Origin of the sequence: Vibrio echinoideorum, assembly GCF_024347455.1 — a bacterium.
GTDB lineage: Bacteria > Pseudomonadota > Gammaproteobacteria > Enterobacterales > Vibrionaceae > Vibrio > Vibrio echinoideorum.
In genome coordinates, this window is the sequence record NZ_AP025483.1 from 2,263,544 (window position 1) to 2,279,752 (window position 16,209).

At 43.9% G+C, this 16,209-nt stretch carries 14 protein-coding genes; 8 read left to right on the plus strand and 6 right to left on the minus strand.

The features are described from left to right. The first annotated feature begins 98 nt into the window (after positions 1 to 98). Genes sapA through OCV36_RS10235 form a run of 6 tightly spaced genes read left to right on the plus strand, consistent with a single transcriptional unit; the run spans position 99 to position 6,153 of the window. The gene (gene sapA / locus OCV36_RS10210; RefSeq protein ID WP_017073362.1) at positions 99 to 1,721 is read left to right on the plus strand and encodes an ABC transporter substrate-binding protein SapA; all 1,623 of its coding nucleotides are present in this window, start codon (positions 99 to 101) and stop codon (positions 1,719 to 1,721) included. Beyond that, the gene (locus OCV36_RS10215; protein ID WP_135456567.1) at positions 1,721 to 2,683 is read left to right on the plus strand and encodes an ABC transporter permease; all 963 of its coding nucleotides are present in this window, start codon (positions 1,721 to 1,723) and stop codon (positions 2,681 to 2,683) included. Before sapA ends, OCV36_RS10215 begins: the two co-directional genes overlap by 1 nt. Continuing rightward, on the plus strand, positions 2,670 to 3,557 hold the full coding sequence (gene sapC / locus OCV36_RS10220; protein ID WP_017073360.1) for a putrescine export ABC transporter permease SapC: 888 nt from the start codon (positions 2,670 to 2,672) through the stop codon (positions 3,555 to 3,557). The genes OCV36_RS10215 and sapC overlap by 14 nt, the downstream gene beginning before the upstream one ends. Next, positions 3,557 to 4,558, plus strand: a complete 1,002-nt coding sequence (locus OCV36_RS10225; protein WP_135456569.1) for a peptide ABC transporter ATP-binding protein — start codon at positions 3,557 to 3,559, stop codon at positions 4,556 to 4,558. Before sapC ends, OCV36_RS10225 begins: the two co-directional genes overlap by 1 nt. Beyond that, entirely contained in the window at positions 4,555 to 5,337 is a 783-nt protein-coding gene (locus OCV36_RS10230) for a peptide ABC transporter ATP-binding protein (RefSeq protein WP_017078996.1), read from the plus strand. Before OCV36_RS10225 ends, OCV36_RS10230 begins: the two co-directional genes overlap by 4 nt. Positions 5,338 to 5,373: 36 nt before the next feature. Further along, on the plus strand, positions 5,374 to 6,153 hold the full coding sequence (locus OCV36_RS10235) for a DUF2927 domain-containing protein (RefSeq protein ID WP_135456571.1): 780 nt from the start codon (positions 5,374 to 5,376) through the stop codon (positions 6,151 to 6,153). A gap of 164 nt (positions 6,154 to 6,317) precedes the next feature. On the opposite strand, the gene OCV36_RS10240 is transcribed toward OCV36_RS10235, so the two are convergent. Both OCV36_RS10240 and OCV36_RS10245 read right to left on the minus strand, forming a co-directional pair. Next, complete coding sequence (locus OCV36_RS10240) at positions 6,318 to 6,707, minus strand: DUF2750 domain-containing protein (protein ID WP_004734596.1); 390 nt, start codon at positions 6,705 to 6,707, stop codon at positions 6,318 to 6,320. Positions 6,708 to 6,847: 140 nt separating this feature from the next. Beyond that, positions 6,848 to 7,753 carry a manganese-dependent inorganic pyrophosphatase gene (locus tag OCV36_RS10245; RefSeq protein ID WP_102551062.1) on the minus strand — a complete coding sequence of 302 codons (906 nt, stop codon included), beginning with the start codon at positions 7,751 to 7,753 and terminating at the stop codon, positions 6,848 to 6,850. Positions 7,754 to 7,954: 201 nt separating this feature from the next. Here OCV36_RS10245 and OCV36_RS10250 point away from each other — a divergent pair, with 201 nt between their 5' ends. Then, complete coding sequence (locus tag OCV36_RS10250; protein ID WP_135456573.1) at positions 7,955 to 9,175, plus strand: putative manganese transporter; 1,221 nt, start codon at positions 7,955 to 7,957, stop codon at positions 9,173 to 9,175. Between the two features lie 358 nt (positions 9,176 to 9,533). On the opposite strand, the gene torA is transcribed toward OCV36_RS10250, so the two are convergent. The 3 genes from torA to torE are packed head-to-tail and all read right to left on the minus strand — an operon-like array spanning position 9,534 to position 13,435. Next, positions 9,534 to 11,996, minus strand: a complete 2,463-nt coding sequence (torA, locus tag OCV36_RS10255; RefSeq protein ID WP_135456575.1) for a trimethylamine-N-oxide reductase TorA — start codon at positions 11,994 to 11,996, stop codon at positions 9,534 to 9,536. A 24-nt stretch (positions 11,997 to 12,020) separates the two neighbouring features. Next, on the minus strand, positions 12,021 to 13,202 hold the full coding sequence (torC, locus tag OCV36_RS10260; protein WP_017073351.1) for a pentaheme c-type cytochrome TorC: 1,182 nt from the start codon (positions 13,200 to 13,202) through the stop codon (positions 12,021 to 12,023). A gap of 50 nt (positions 13,203 to 13,252) precedes the next feature. Continuing rightward, on the minus strand, positions 13,253 to 13,435 hold the full coding sequence (gene torE / locus OCV36_RS10265; RefSeq protein ID WP_017073350.1) for a trimethylamine N-oxide reductase system protein TorE: 183 nt from the start codon (positions 13,433 to 13,435) through the stop codon (positions 13,253 to 13,255). Between the two features lie 437 nt (positions 13,436 to 13,872). Here torE and OCV36_RS10270 point away from each other — a divergent pair, with 437 nt between their 5' ends. Beyond that, positions 13,873 to 14,667: an ABC transporter permease gene (locus tag OCV36_RS10270; RefSeq protein WP_017073349.1), complete on the plus strand. Its 795-nt coding sequence runs from the start codon at positions 13,873 to 13,875 to the stop codon at positions 14,665 to 14,667. A 373-nt stretch (positions 14,668 to 15,040) separates the two neighbouring features. Here OCV36_RS10270 and focA read toward each other — a convergent pair whose 3' ends face one another. After that, positions 15,041 to 15,883, minus strand: coding sequence for a formate transporter FocA (gene focA / locus OCV36_RS10275; protein ID WP_135456577.1), 843 nt, complete (start codon positions 15,881 to 15,883; stop codon positions 15,041 to 15,043). Between the last annotated feature and the right edge of the window lie 326 nt (positions 15,884 to 16,209).

The following is a 16,209-nucleotide window of genomic DNA, read 5'->3' on the forward strand; positions in this document are numbered from 1 at the left end:
TCACACTTGATTATTATTTGGAGCCGAATAAATAAAATGTTAAATTATCCGGATCTTGAGGCTCCTCTAACGCCTCGTTTCGAAAAGTATTTCTTTTTATGAAAGCACTAATAAGACTATCACTGAGCATCTGCACGCTGAGCTTTTTAGCTGGATGTGGTGAGAGTGTGGATCACGAGCAAATCCGTGAAAAAGGCTTCATTTATTGCGGCCAAGGTAATCCTAGCACCTTCAACCCTCAACTCGTTGATAGTGGCATTACTTCAGAATCGTTGAGCCCTCAAATCTTCGACACGCTGCTAACACTTGATCCAATGACGTATCGACCTAAAGAAAACTTGGCAACAAGTTGGTCTGTCGATAAATCAGGTACTGAGTACACTTTCACTCTTCGCCCTAATGTTGCGTTTCAAACCACAGACTGGTTTACCCCAACTCGCAGCATGAACGCGCAAGACGTAGTCTTTAGTTTTGAACGCATCATTGATAGTTCGAATCCATTCCATTATGTGGGTGGTGGCTTATATCCTTGGTTTGCAGGCATCGACTTCCAAAACCTGATTGTCGATATTACCGCGGTTGATGATCTCACCGTAAGATTCCGATTAAGCCACCCAGATAATTCATTTCTCAATAATATCGCCACCAGCTACGCTGTCATTCATTCCAAAGAATATGCTAATAAGCTTATTGCGGCCGACGAGAAAAATGAAATCGATTCCAAACCGGTTGGCACCGGTCCATTCTATCTAGATGAATACCAAATCAACGACCTAGTGCGCCTTAAAAAGAATAAGCATTACTGGAAAAGTGACGTGCAGATGGATCAAGTCGTGTTCGACACTTCACAACGAGGAACAGGCACACTCGCTAAGCTTCTTCGTAATGAGTGTGATGTATTGAACTCTCCGATTTCTAGTCAGATCCCTATTATTCAAGCCCATGAAGAGTTGAAGATCGACGCTACCCCTGCGGTCAATGTCTCTTTCATCGCGCTTAACACTGAACACCCGGCACTGCGTGACTCACGAGTCCGTAAAGCATTAAATTTGGCAATCAACCGTCAAAACATTCTCGACTCTGTTTACTATGGTACGGGAACAAAAGCCTACACATTATTGCCTCCCACCTCTTGGGCCCATCAAAAAGACATCGTTCAAGTACGCTATGACCGAAACTACGCAGTGGCTCTTCTTAAAGAAGCCGGTGTCGAACCGGGGCTTGAGCTTTCAATGTGGGTGCCACTAGAGCCAAGAGCATACAACCCAAGCCCGAGAAAAACGGCAGAGCTAATCCAAGCGAACTTAGCTGATATTGGTATCACTTTAAAACTCTATACCGACGACCGCTTCGATCGTACTCAGCTTTCATCCATAGCTTCAACTGACCTGCTTCTTACCGGCTGGATAGGCAACACTGGTGACCCTGATAACTTCTTGCGTCCTCTACTCTCTTGTAGTTCTGAACGCGCAGGATTAAACGTCTCGATGTGGTGTAATTCAGATTTTGATTTCCTTCTGGATTTGGCCTTGGAAATCAATCAACAAAGGCACCGTGTGAATCTTTATCGACAAGCCCAAAACATACTGAACGAAGAGGTTCCCGTAATCCCTCTTGCTCACGGTGTGCAATTTCGCGTACACGATCGTTCACTGACCGGCTTCAAACCTAGCCCGTTCAATGCTCAACCTTTTGATCAAGTCAGAAGGGAGGTGAACTGATGTTTTGGTATACATTAAGACGTGTAAACTTATTCGTTATTACACTTGCGATCCTGACTTTAGTTGGCTTCTGTTTATTGCGACTAGACCAAACCTCTCCTTGGGCAATTCAAGACTTCTGGCCCGGTTGGATTAGCTATATCACGGAGTTATCGACGCTTAACTTCGGCTTGAGCAAACATGGTGTGCCTATCATCGATGAACTCGTCATCGTATTCCCAGCAACTTTAGAACTGTGTTTCTTTGCTTTCGTTCTTGCACTGTTTATCGGTATCCCTTTCGGTACTATCGCTGGCATGAGACAAGGGAAATTTGTTGATACGACGATCTCATTTACCTCAATGGCGGGTTACTCTGCGCCGATATTTTGGGTCGCTTTGCTAATGATCATGGTGTTCTCTTTACACTTTGAAATGTTTCCAGTGGGCGGCAGATACGATCTACTTTACGAAATTGAACACGTGACTGGTTTCGCCATCATTGATGCCTTTTTCGCTGAAGGTAGATACCGAGCACACGCACTGCAAAGTGTCATCGAACATATGGCGTTGCCTTGTCTAGTTTTGGCACTGGCCCCAACGACTCAAGTTATCCGGTTGATGAGAGCATCCGTTGCTGAAGTGATGACGCAAAACTACATCCGCGCGGCGCGAATTAAAGGTCTATCTACCAGAGAGATCGTGATGCAACACGTATTAAGAAACGCAATTCCACCAATCATTCCGAAAGTCGGTGTTCAGCTATCGAGTATGTTAACGCTCGCTATCATCACCGAATCTATCTTTAACTGGCCGGGTATTGGCCGTTGGTTACTGGATGCTCTGTCGAATCAAGATTACGTGTCGATTCAGGCGGGCGTGATCGTGGTAGCAACACTGGTTTTAACCGCAAACATTCTGTCCGATCTACTTGGCGCAATGGTCAACCCACTGGTAAGGAAGGAATGGTATGCTAACAAATAACGTCTACCAAGAAGAACACGTTCCCACCCAGTTTGAGCGTTTCTGGCGCAGTTTCCGTGCCAATAACCTGGCCATGTTTGGGTTGTGGTGCTTAGCATTTATCATACTAGTCACTGTTACTTCACCGTGGTTAGCACCACACGACTCTCAAGAACAAACAGGGCACCTATTAATACCACCCTCTTGGGACCCAGCAGGTACGGTTGAATATTTCCTAGGCACCGATGACTTAGGGCGAGACATTCTTTCTCGCCTAATTATTGGTTCTCAGTTGACCTTCGGTGCCGCTGTTATCATCACCTTCATTGCCGCTGTGGTTGGCTGTTTGATTGGCGTACTTGCTGGTATGACACGCGGACTGCTATCAAGCACACTCAACCACTTGCTCGATACCGTTATGTCGATTCCGTCTCTGCTACTTGCGATTATATTTGTGGCATTTTTAGGCTTCGGTGAATTTAACATCTTACTGGCGATATGTTTGGCGCTGATACCACGGTTTATTCGCTCGGTATACATTGCTGTGCACGCCGAAGTAGAGAAAGACTACATTTTGGCTTCTCGCCTTGATGGTGCTAATGATTTCTACTTATTATGGAACTCCATTGTTCCCAATATTCTCACCGTCGTCGCACTTGAAATTACGCTGGCACTGTCAGTGGCAATTCTCGATATCACCGCTTTAGGTTTCTTAGGCCTTGGCGCTCAAGCACCCAGTACTGAATGGGGCTCGATCTTAGGTGACTCCGTCGAGCTGATTTACCTTGCGCCATGGACAGTAACCCTACCCGGCCTCGCGATTATGTTTGCCGTAATTGTAATTAACCTCGTCGGTGAAGGTGTTCGCCAAGCGCTAAATGCAGGAATCGAATAATGCCGTTACTTGATATTCGACATCTGACCATCGAAATTGAAACGCCTCAAGGGATGGTTAAAGCTGTAGATCGAATGAGTATTACCCTCAATGAAGGGGAAATTCGTGGCCTCGTAGGTGAATCGGGCTCTGGTAAGAGCTTAGTTGCGAAAGCCATCGTGGGTGTCTGTAAGGAAAACTGGAAGGTTTCAGCCGACCGAATGCGCCTTGGCAATATCGACCTACTGCAACTGACTCCGAAAGAGCGACGTCGCGTGATTGCTCGTGATATTGCAATGATCTTCCAAGAGCCATCCAGTTGTCTTGATCCCTCTGAAAAAGTGGGACATCAGCTCATTGAAGCCATTCCTTCGTATGCATTTGACGGTCGCTGGTGGCAACGATTTAAATGGCGTAAGAAACAAGCAATCGCGCTCTTACATAAAGTCGGCATCAAAAATCATTCACGCTTAATGGACAGCTACTCCTACGAGTTAACTGACGGTGAGTGTCAAAAGGTTATGATCGCAATGGCCATTACCGCTAAGCCTAAAATACTGATAGCCGATGAACCAACTAACGATTTAGACCCGATAACTCAGTCTCAAATATTGCGCCTATTAAGCCGCATGAATCAGATTAATAACACGACCATTGTGCTAATCGGGCATGACTTAACCACCATTACTCAGTGGGCAACTCGCATTACCGTTATGTACTGCGGTCAATCTGTAGAATCTACTGATACGCATAAACTATTGGATGCACCAAAGCACCCTTATACAGTCGCTTTGTTGAAAGCGATGCCCGATTTCAACGACTGGATTCCTCATAAAGAAAAATTACAGTCATTGCCGGGGTCGATTCCGCCATTGCAGCATTTGCCGATTGGCTGTCGATTGGGGCCGCGTTGCCCATACGCACAAAGACAGTGTGTGGAGATCCCATATACCACACGTATCAAAAATCATAAGTTCAATTGTCACTTCCCTTTGAATATGGAGAAGAAAAAGAAATCATGAGTGCCTTATTAGAAGTCATTGATTTATCTAAAGACTTTACGACTCGCTCTGGTCTTTTCCGTAAAAAGATTCATCAGGCAGTGAAACCAGTAAGCTTTTCGCTTGAGGCGGGACAGACGATTGGTTTTATCGGTCAGAATGGTTCAGGAAAGTCGACATTAGCAAGAATGCTAGCGGGCATGGTAGAGCCAACTGCGGGCGAGATTCTTGTGAACGGTGAAAAGCTAGAGCACAAGGATTACTCGACTCGCTGTAAGCTGATTCGAATGATCTTCCAAGATCCGAACACCTCGCTTAACCCGCGTATTCAGATTGGTCGAATTCTTGAAGGTCCATTAAAGCGAAACACCAATATGCCACCAGAAGCCCGTATGCGTCGTGTGAAAGACACCCTGTTGCGTGTGGGCCTTCTACCGGAACATGCTTATTTCTACCCGCAGATGCTGGCTGCAGGCCAAAAACAAAGGGTTTGTTTGGCTCGTGCGTTAATCCTTCAACCATCAATCATTGTTGCAGACGAAGCGTTGAATGGTTTGGACATGGCAATGCGCTCGCAAATCATCAACCTGTTCTTAGAGTTACAAGAAGAGATGGGCGTATCGTTCGTTTATGTATCTCAACACCTCGGTATTGTTAAACACATTACCGACAAAATCATCGTCATGCACGAAGGCAATGTGGTTGAGAGTGGGGAAACAGATCAAGTGTTAACCAATCCAACTCACCAAATCACCCAAAGATTGGTTGAGAGCCATTTCTCCAAAGCGCCGAACCACTAATCTCGAATCACGCTACGTTCAACAAAGGGGAAAGGTATGTTTTTAAGAGCTTCAATGCTTCCCCTTTTGTTGGCGCTGTTTTCCTTTAACGCAGCAAGCACACCCCTCACCTGGCTAGATAGAAGCTTCGTCGAAACTGCCTTTTATAACATCGCACTTCAACACGAATATTCCCAAGGCAACAAGCCACTCGCTAAATGGAAACAACCGATCAAGATATGGGTTGATCATCGAGTGGGCGATGAAGAACTGCATCAAGAGCTCACAGAGCTTCATATCCGACACTTATCCGAAGTCACTCAGCACCCGATAACAATCGTCAACAAAGAGTCTGAAGCGAACGTAAAATGGATATACACGAGGCAAAGTCAGTGGGTATCTGAGGCGAAATCAGTACTCAAACTCAAATCAACTGAGCATTTAAACAACGCTATTTGCACGGCGGGTTATCGAACAAATTCTAAAGGTGAGATTGTTTACGCTGGGATTGTTATTCCCGTTGATCAAGCAAGATCGCGAGGTAAGCTCGTCGCCTGTATCGTGGAAGAAATCACACAGGTTTTAGGCCTGCCGAATGATTCAGATAAAGCCTACCCTTCTATTTTTAATGACCATACGCCAGAAGACTTATTGTCACCCTTAGATGTGGTGCTACTAAAACTACTGTATGAGCCTGAATTGAAAGCTGGAATGACAAAACCTGAAGTAAAACCTATTGTTCGAAAGATACTAAAGCAATACAGCGAAACTGGCGTGCTCCAACAAGCTTCAAAAGCCGCGCAGCAAGCACCGTTGTATCAGTTAATTGGGTACTAATGGAATAACCGGCTACAAACTGAAATATTGAGTACTAACGGAAATAGGCAGGGACGTTACTTTGTTTGTCTGAACAGCTTAGATGGGAAAATAGAATGATAGCGCTGCCTAAGAAAAGGCAACGCTGACTTACCATGTAACGATATAACAATGTTACGAAAACACTAGCGCTTAGCAGCCTGCTTTTTCAATTCGAAGTCGAATTCATCCGGGAACAAGATAACACCTTCTTCCTGTTCGTTCGGGAACACAACCACTGCAAGCTCGTCATCTTCTAGACCGTTAGTCCAACGGCTGTGCCATTTGTTCAACGAGATAGACTCAGCTTTACACTCAGACCAATCACCCGTAGCCCAAGATTCAGCAAACTCTTGATTTGGCCATACTGGAACACAATCTTCATCTTCTGTGTTAAGCATTACACAACCGTGTTCATCGGTTAAGATCCATACTTCACGGTTCGCTACGATTTCTTTCACACAGTATTTAAGGCGTTGCTCGCCCGTATACTTATTGATTTCAGCGATTTTTTTATCGTCTAGCTGTGTAGTCATCTTAATTTCCTACGTTAGTCAGTAACTTTGTTCATTTTATGCTGAGTAGTGTTAACTTCAAATATTTCTAATAAGAAGAAAGTCTACTTCAAAGAAAAACGCCTGCTAAATTAGCAGGCGTTTATAATTAGGCGATTTAATTAAACAAGCTCGCCTTGAAGCCAAGGCCAACCTTGCTTCTTACGGCTTAATGTATTTTCCATCATCAATACACCGTTTTGCTCGTGCTTAACCAATTTCTCTGCCCACTCACCTTTGTAAAGAAGACGAGTTTGTGCAGTAGTGATGTCCGTTAGCATTACCGCAGCAAATGCTAGACCATCTTTCTCACAACGCTCTTCAAGATCAGCTTCTAGCGCTTCAATCATGCCGTCTACTTGCTCGATAGTCGCAAGTTCAACTTGACCAACAACAACATCACGACCGTTGAATGGGTAGGCTTTAAGGTCTTTTTCTACTAGTTGAGCAGCTGATAGGCCTTCAATGTTTGTCTTAGCGATTAGAAGCGCTTTGATGAATGCATCAATGTCTGTTACACCTGCAATTTCAGCAAGCTCAGCAACGGCATCTTTATCTTTCTGAGTACATGTTGGAGAAGCAAAACCAACCGTGTCTGAAAGAATTGCAGACATCATCAGCTTAGCAATTTGTTGAGAGATAGAGTGACCTTCAATCTTGAACATGTTGAATAGTACAGTGTTTGTACAGCCAACAGGCCAGATCCAAGCTTCCATTGGGTTAACTGTCATCGCATCGCCTAGACGGTGGTGATCGACAATACCTACGATTTCAGCTTCAGCAACATCGTCTGGTGCTTGTGCTAGATCTGAGTAATCTACTAACCAAATTTTCTCACCAGCAACAGAAGTACGAAGTTCTGGAGATTCAGCGCCAGCTACTTCTAGAATGTGTTGAGTTTCGCGGTTGATCTCGCCTTGGCGAATTGGTGTCGCTTCCTCGCCACGAGCTTTAAGAAGCTCTGTTGCAACTAACGCACTACAAATACTGTCACTATCAGGGTTTTTGTGACCAACAACTAAAATCATGTTTCTTCCTATTACACTAACAATTATGACTCTACCTTTAGAGCCTCTCTTTATTAGGCATACTTTACCTCATTTTTTTAGGTTGGTCATGTTTCGTAGGTTTCACCAATGGTAGCAATAGATAAAAAAACAACAAATGCAATTGATAATTATTATCATTCGTATATATTTATCTTAAGCCACTAATTTTGAGTAACACCTATGGATCGACTAATCTCTTTTTTGCCAAGCAGTCGTACTTCGAAAACAACTCAGTTTTCACTGTCATTTAAGCGACTGCTTTTACCTATCTCACTTGCAGCTTTAGTTGCGGCTCCTGCCACGCGAGAATTGACGGTCACCACATTGTCAGACGCATTCTGGGCAGTGTCATGTTATGTCGCTTTAACCTTGGCGATTTACCACGGGTTAAGCCTATATATCAATAAAGACAACGTCTTCAATAAGCTTGTACATCAGTCTCGCTCGAACCAAGTTGTGTTCGCTGCATTGATGGGAGCGCTTCCCGGTTGTGGTGGTGCTATCGTAGTGACGACCCAATTCATTTCCGGCAAGCTTGGTTTTGGAGCGGTCGTTGCGGTGTTGGTCTCAACCATGGGTGATGCAGCCTTCCTATTAATCGCTAGCGAACCCAAAACTGGCTTGGCTATGATGGCAATGGGTGTGATTGTCGGTACGGCATCAGGTCGAATCATTAATTTGTTTCACGCGGATGATTTTTTACGTCCAAAGCAGTCAGAGAAAAATGAAGTAGCTCGTAGCTGTTCATCTCAATCTCAAGAGGAAGACAAAGGAGCAGTATCTAAAAAAGCAATCAACCTGCAAGGCTACTTATGGTCAGTATTGATTATTCCGGGTGCTGCGGTTGCCCTACTTGGTTCTTTTCAAGTTGATGTAAACGAGTTGCTGACGTTGCCTGAAATGTCGATGGAGTGGATTGGAACGATTTTGCTGATCAGCTCGATGTTTCTTTGGGGGTTGACCCGTGAGATTGAAGATTACAAATCAGCCGTAAGTGAAGACGAAAAATGTGTCGGATCTCACCCGTTACAAAAGACGGCTCAAGATACTAACTTCGTAACGGCGTGGGTTGTGGTTGCCTTTCTTTTTTTTGAATTTGGTTCTGTGCTAGCAAACGTGGATTTTGCGATACTATTCTCAAGTTGGGGCATCATGCTCCCCCTGGCGGGTGTGCTGATGGGACTGCTGCCGGGTTGTGGTCCTCAATTATTGGTCACTAGCCTTTACCTTTCAGGAGCTCTGCCACTTTCAGCTCAGGTAGGTAACGCAATTTCAAATGATGGTGACGCGTTATTCCCTGCAATTGCGATGGCACCAAAGGCGGCTCTTGTTGCTACCTTATATTCAAGTGTGCCTGCTTTGATTTGTGCATACGGTTACTGGTTTATGTTCGAACTTTAGACTTACGTTCGAAGCTTAGGTTTATAATTGAGACTTAAGTTTATATTCGAGGTTTTAGCGTTACTCCATAGGTTTCTATTAGGTCGGTACTTTGTATCGGCCTTTTTGTTTCCGTCTACCTAAGTCCTTACAACAGGTTCTTTTTACATTTCCTTCATGCTTCTACAGCCTATCTCAAACAACACGTTACAACCTGTCTCAAAAACGCCCATCTTGGCGCTGTTACAATGCTTAGTTAGAAATCCCAACACGTACACTAGAAAAACAAAAAGCCCCTGTAAGAATGCTTACAGGGGCTCTAATTCAAGCTTTCGTACTTAAGTTACCTAACTAAGAAGCTAGGCTGCTTAACAAGAACTTAAGAAACTTCGATTGGACCACCGAATGAAGTTACTGGAGGCAGTTTGCCTTGGAACTTCTCGAAGTTAACCAAACATGTGTTTGCTGAAGTCGCTTGAGCAAGTTCAGACGTACCGATGTCTTGAGTTAGTGTGTTTGGATCGCCGTAAGTATCTAGCGCGCCCACTTTCTCGTTGATCGGACCGTACCAAGCACCTTCTTCGATACGAACAACACCAGGAGCGTAGCTATCCATTAGAACAGCACCAGCTAGTAGTTGACCACGGTCATTGAACACACGGACTACATCGCCATCTTTGATGCCTTTCTTCTTAGCATCTGCTGGGTTGATATAGATTGGCTCACGGCCTTGTACAGCGTAAGTCGCACGCCACTCTTCAGATTCACACATCTGAGAGTGAAGGCGCTTGTCCGGGTGACAAGATTGCAGCCAGTACGGGTGTTTGTCAGAGCCTGGGCCACCATGTGAACGTTCAGATTTCTCGAACCACATTGGGTGTTCTTGACAGTGCTCGTAACCCATATTGCCAACAGTACGGCTTGTGATTTCGATGAAACCAGAAGGTGTACCTAGAGCGTTGATCTCTGGATCTTCACGGAATGAAGCGTGACGAGTCCATGGCTTACCTTTACCGAAGTCTAGGAAACCTTTCTCCCAGAACTCAGCAAACTCAGGCATTTCGAAGCTACCTTCGTTAGCAGAACGACAGTCGTCATACAGAGATTTAACCCACTGCATTTCGTCCATGCCACGCGTGTAATCGTCGTAACGACCCCAACGTTTAGTAAGGCTAGACATGATCTCGAAGTCCGTCTTAGACTGGAACAGAGGATCCACTAGCTTATGCATTGCGATCAAACCACGGCCAGAGTACGCGCCGTAACCATCAATATCGTTACGTTCCCACTGAGTACATGCTGGAAGCACGATATCAGAGTGACGACAAGTTGCAGTCCAAGCGAAATCAACAGCTACTACCGTTTGTAGGCTCTTGAATGCTTTACGCATCTTGTTGCGATCTTGGTGGTGGTGCCACGGGTTGTTACCACTGAATACCATCATCTTGATGTCAGGCAGTGTTACTGTAGAACCGTTCGCTTTGATCTTCTTACCAGGCTCTAGCAAGCTATCTACCCAACGAGCAACAGGGATTACACGGCTGTAACCGTTGTAATCTGTGTTGGTGTGTTTAGGCGATTGACCTTGGTCGATGTTCAACGGGAAAGAACCCGGAGCAGCGAAACCAGTTGAAGATACACCGATACCAGAGTAATGGTGACCGTAAGAGATACCACCGCCTGGAAGACCAATTTGGCCAACCATTGCTGCAATAACTGCACACATCCAGTAAGGCTGCTCACCGTGCTCTTGACGTTGGATACTCCAACCCACAAGAATCTGTGTACGGCCGTTAACCAGCATCTTAGCGAAGTCACGGATTGAATCCGCGCTTGCGCCACAGATAGCTGAAGCCCATTCAGGAGTCTTCTCAACTTTATCTTTCGTTTCACCTTGAACGTACTTGATGAAGTCTTCAAAACCTAAACAATAAGTCTTGATGAACTCTTTGTCGTACAAGTCTTCGTTATAAAGAACGTGAGCAACACCTAGCATGAACGCCACATCAGTTTGTGGGTTGATGTACATTTGCTCGTTTTCTAAATAACGACCTGTTTTGTTTTCAACAGGGTCAACAGAAACTACGTTGATCTCTTTCTTAGCAACTTTTTCTTTCAGCTGTTCTAGGTATGCGAATGACTCGTGAGTCTCACATGTCCAACCTACTTGAAGGTTCTTAACTGGATCGTTACCCCAAAGAACAATGTTGTCACTGTTTTCTAGGATAAGTTCCCAAGATGTACCTTGTGCATAAACTTCGGTAGAACCTAACACGTAAGGCATGATCGTTTGACCAGCACCTGTTGAGTAGTCACCGATTTTCTTCACAGAGTAACCGTGAAGTGCCATTGCACGTTGCATGTGGTTTGTACAGCTGTGGAACTGACCTGTTTGTCTCCAACCAGTTTGACCTGTGTGAAGCGCCCATGGGCCGTAATCTTTCTGTACGCGCTCTAGTTCGCGGTAAACAAGGTCTAGTGCCTCATCCCAAGTCACACGAATAAAGCGGTTGTTACCGCGCGTATCAGCGCTGTATTTGTGCTTCTTCAACCAATCTAGGCGAACCATAGGGTAACGCACACGTGATGGGCTGTAGATAATACCTTTGATACCTTTCAACATCTCAGTTGGGTGTTGATCGATTTCTAGAGGTTTAATCTCTTGTACTTTACCCGCGTAAACACGAGCTCTGAATGCACCCCAGTGAGAGCCAGAGACTTTCCAAGCGCCGTCTGTTTCTGCTGCTGAAGCCGATGCCGACGCCAATAAGCTAGGACCGATAATCGATGCCGCACTTGTTGTAGCGACACCTTTCAGAAAACTTCTTCTTGTAATTGCCATTGTGTTACTCCAATTGACGTCTTATTAGTGATGGCCTTCAGAAAAATCTGACGAGTGCTTCTGTAGATACTTAAGAACAAGAGCTTCTGTATCTGTGTCGAAGTTAACGAATGCAATCATACCGTCTAGCATGCCTACCCAACCATTCGCACTGAAGTGAGCTTCATCTGGTTGTGAGTGACAAGTTGAACAGTTAGATTGGTATGCTTGACCCGCTGCGTTCCAGATTGGATCAAAGTTATCAACCATAGACTCTTTCTTCATCCAAAGTGCTAGGTTAACTTCTTCCCATGGAAGGCCAGTAAGCTCATCTTCTTTCTTATCACCAATAGTGATTACGTCACTTTGAGAGACTTCTTTCGTCAAGATTGCAGTCGAGATGTTCATACCGAAGTCTTCTTGGATTACACGTCCGAAGCCTTTCGCTTTACGCCAACCGTCGATTTGAATCTTGATCATGTCGCCTTTTTCTTCGATCACGGCAACTTGGCTTGCAGGGCTTAATAGACCCGCTTCAACTTCTGCTGTTTCATCCGTGTACATAGGTAGGTGACGGATTGAAATAACATTATTGCCTGATGCGTAAGAAGTGCTACCCGCAACATTTTCTAGCTCACCAACAATACCGCTTGCTGATGCCATATCTAGAGGTAAGTTATGAGCAATACCTTTATGACAGTCAACACAGCTTTGATCACGCTCTGCTGCATTCTTCATTTGAATACGCGCTGTTGGGCGCATGTTGTCAAAATCCATTGAGTCGTAGTTGTGACAGTTTTTACACTCTAGAGATTTGTTCGAAGAGAAACGATCCCATTCATGTTTAGCCAGTTCGATACGACGCGCTTCGAATTTCTCTGGTGTGTCTAGGTCACCAAAGACTTGAGCGAATACTTCTTTAGATGCTTGCATCTTACGAGCAATTTTAGCTGTCCATTCATGTGGAACGTGACAGTCAGGACAAGTTGCACGTACACCAGAGGTATTTTTCCAGTGAACCGTTTCTTGCAGTTCTACGTAAACATTGTCACGCATAGTGTGGCAGCTCACACAGAACTCTTCTGTATTTGTATGTTCTAACGCAGTGTTAAAACCACCCCAGAAAATAACACCGGCGATAAAGCCACCCATAGTTAGTACACCAAGACTGATGTGTACCGCAGGGCGAGTCATTGTGCGCCATAATTTAACTAAAAATGATTTCATGTTTAGCTCTCTTAAATATTGATTTTAAAAAATGTTGTTACTAGAGGGCATTACATGCCGCCGTGAGCACCAGGAGGTCCGAATACAAACACTTGCAGTGCCCAAACTAGGAAGCCGTAACCGCCTACAAAAGCCACACTTAATATTGGAAAGAGAACCACCGCAATGAAGAGGAAAGACTTCCACTCCAGCGAGTGTTTTTCGCCAGTTTCAATTTTATTAACATCACTCATACATTTTGCCTATTTTGTATTTAGTAATTTCGAGTAACCCATTCTAAGGGGCTAAAGTTCTTGAGTATCTAACAACAAATTTTAGACCATACACAAAGTAAGGTTCAATCAAATCCCCCGTTATAACCCTTGCTAATCAATACTTTTTTGAGGTCATCCAAACTTGTTTTCAGTTAAACAAAGTTATTAAAAAGTATTAACAAATGTGAAAAATTAAGTATATTTCACAAATGTTAAAAACCAACATTTAAGTAACCATATGGTAACTAAATTTAACCTTTTACCTACTAAGTAGTAGCTAAAAAGACCTAAAACCACCAATGTTTTGTGTTTTATTTGTTAAAGAATTGAATGATTTTTGAGTAGGCAGCGATGAAGCCGAAATGCATCATTTGGCTCTTTCAGATATGATGTCTATCCACTTAAAAGGAAGCACTATGCAAGACGTTATTGATATATCTTGGTGGCAGTTGTTGTTATTCAGTACACTTCTCATACTTCCCGTAGGGATAAATCACAAGCTGAAACTCGGCCTTGGTAAAGAAGCTTTTATCAGTATTTTCCGCATGGCTGTGCAACTATTTCTTGTCGGACTTTATCTAGAGTATTTGTTCACTCTGAACAGTTTGTGGATCAATTTATTGTGGTTATTCGCGATGATAATCGTAGGAGCAAGCTCAATTGTTGAAAAATCAAAGCTACCGAAAAATCTACTTTTAGCCCCTGTAGCGGTGAGTCTTGCTGTGACGTGTGTACCCGTAGTCATGTTTATCTGCTTCTTTATTATTAAACCAACACCGATTTTAAACGCGCAATATCTTATCCCTATTGCAGGAATGCTATTGGGAAATAGCTTGAGCAGTAATATTGTGGCATTGCAGAACTTGTTTGGGGCTTTTGATACACAGAAATCAGAATACGAAGCAGCAATCGCGTTAGGCGCTTCTCCAAACTACGCGGCGGCTCCCTTTGTACGTAATGCAATACAAAAGGCGATGTCTCCTATTATGGCTTCTATGGCAACAACAGGCTTAGTGACGCTACCTGGCATGATGACAGGACAAATTCTCGGGGGCGCTTCACCGATGATTGCGATCAAATACCAACTGATGATCATGCTGGCTATTTTCGTGATGATGAGTTGTTCTTTGGCACTCTCACTTCACTTAGCGTTGAAAACATCCCTGACAAAAGAAGGTCGAGTTCTTGCTCGAATACAGCCATCTAATTAGCCTCTTTCCTTCATTAAGATCTGGTTACTCACTGAATTTGAGACAGGTTATCCACAGAAACTGTGGATAACCAAATCAATATAGATCCTTTTTTGGCCACTTAGATTCGACAAAAGATCATTCACAATGATCTTTGGGCAATTTCAAAGACATATACACACTTACCAAACCAGTGTTATTGAGTATTCACGTGATAAATTAAGACGTCAAAGCAGCGGTTTTCCACAAAGAAAAAACGGCCTGCAATGCAGACCGTCTTTTGAATGTAATAAGTCAGTTCAGCGTAATCACTGAGTCTAAACGAATCACGTAATATGATTTAGTAGCGTAAATTGAATTTGTCGCGTGAACTAGACCTATCGCATAAACTGGATTAATCGCGCAAGTAGATCAGCCAATACCACATTCCAACAAAGATGCCGCCACCAATAATGTTACCTAGAGTAACGGGTAGCAGATTGTTCATCAAAAAGTCCAGCATGTTCAAATCAACGTAATCCGCTGGGTTAGCACCCGTCATTGTCCAGAATTCAGCTGGAGCAAATGTTTTGATGCCGATAGCCAATGGCACTTGGAACATATTCGCAATACAGTGCTCAAAACCAGCCGATACGAACATCGCTACAGGTAAAATCATCACCGCAATTTTGTCTGTCAGTGTTCGACCACTGAATGTCATCCATACCGCAATACAAACCAAAACATTACACATGATGCCTAGCGCGACGGCTTGGATAAAATCATGGTGCATTTTGTGTTGGGATATAGCCATCGCATTTAAACCCACTTGGCCGTGATCAAACATATACTGTTTTGTCAGAAGCATGCATGCAACCAACAGCAGAGCACCAATCAAGTTACCTATATAAACTGTTGCCCAGTTCTTCATTAGGGTATACCAGCTGATTTTGCCGCTCGCTCTCGCCACTAACGTTAAAACCGAACTTGTAAATAGTTCGCCACCAGTCACAACAACGAGGATCAAGCCCAAGCTAAAGGCAAGGCCACCCAATAAGCGAGTAATGCCCCACGGCAAATCACCGGCACCAGTGGTTACTATGGTGTAGAACACAAACGCAATGCCGATATGTATACCAGCTGAAATAGCGAGGAGAAGAGATTTGATTGGATCTTTAGTTGCTTTACCTACGCCGATATCTGCAGCGCGCTCAGCCATTTGTGGCGGTAATAATGAGTCAAATTGGTTTAGATTCATGATGGTTTACATTTTGAAACATGTTGTCGGGAGCGCGATAATCCTCTCTTTCATTTCTGAATTCAAGGGCTATTTTATGCCCCAATTCTCTCTAACAACGCATAAAACAGCAAACCTTCAATGATATTCAAATTTCATACGACTTTAGTAGTAAATAGAAAACTCTGATGAATGAGAACTTATCAACAACAAAAACAACACATCTATAAATATCAATAAGTTACGTTAAAACCAAAAGAGTAGCGTACACTATAGTGGGATTTGGAAGGCTTTTATTTTCAGATTTTGACATAGATCAACAGAACGTAAAAAAGCGCCCGCAGGCG

Bases quoted from the DNA above. Each gene is read 5' to 3' on its own strand.
- sapA (WP_017073362.1), top strand. From the start codon at position 99: ATGAAAGCACTAATAAGACTATCACTGAGCATCTGCACGCTGAGCTTT.
- OCV36_RS10215 (WP_135456567.1), top strand. From the start codon at position 1,721: ATGTTTTGGTATACATTAAGACGTGTAAACTTATTCGTTATTACACTT.
- sapC (WP_017073360.1), top strand. From the start codon at position 2,670: ATGCTAACAAATAACGTCTACCAAGAAGAACACGTTCCCACCCAGTTT.
- OCV36_RS10225 (WP_135456569.1), top strand. From the start codon at position 3,557: ATGCCGTTACTTGATATTCGACATCTGACCATCGAAATTGAAACGCCT.
- OCV36_RS10230 (WP_017078996.1), top strand. From the start codon at position 4,555: ATGAGTGCCTTATTAGAAGTCATTGATTTATCTAAAGACTTTACGACT.
- OCV36_RS10235 (WP_135456571.1), top strand. From the start codon at position 5,374: ATGTTTTTAAGAGCTTCAATGCTTCCCCTTTTGTTGGCGCTGTTTTCC.
- OCV36_RS10240 (WP_004734596.1), bottom strand. From the start codon at position 6,707: ATGACTACACAGCTAGACGATAAAAAAATCGCTGAAATCAATAAGTAT.
- OCV36_RS10245 (WP_102551062.1), bottom strand. From the start codon at position 7,753: ATGATTTTAGTTGTTGGTCACAAAAACCCTGATAGTGACAGTATTTGT.
- OCV36_RS10250 (WP_135456573.1), top strand. From the start codon at position 7,955: ATGGATCGACTAATCTCTTTTTTGCCAAGCAGTCGTACTTCGAAAACA.
- torA (WP_135456575.1), bottom strand. From the start codon at position 11,996: ATGGCAATTACAAGAAGAAGTTTTCTGAAAGGTGTCGCTACAACAAGT.
- torC (WP_017073351.1), bottom strand. From the start codon at position 13,202: ATGAAATCATTTTTAGTTAAATTATGGCGCACAATGACTCGCCCTGCG.
- torE (WP_017073350.1), bottom strand. From the start codon at position 13,435: ATGAGTGATGTTAATAAAATTGAAACTGGCGAAAAACACTCGCTGGAG.
- OCV36_RS10270 (WP_017073349.1), top strand. From the start codon at position 13,873: ATGCAAGACGTTATTGATATATCTTGGTGGCAGTTGTTGTTATTCAGT.
- focA (WP_135456577.1), bottom strand. From the start codon at position 15,883: ATGAATCTAAACCAATTTGACTCATTATTACCGCCACAAATGGCTGAG.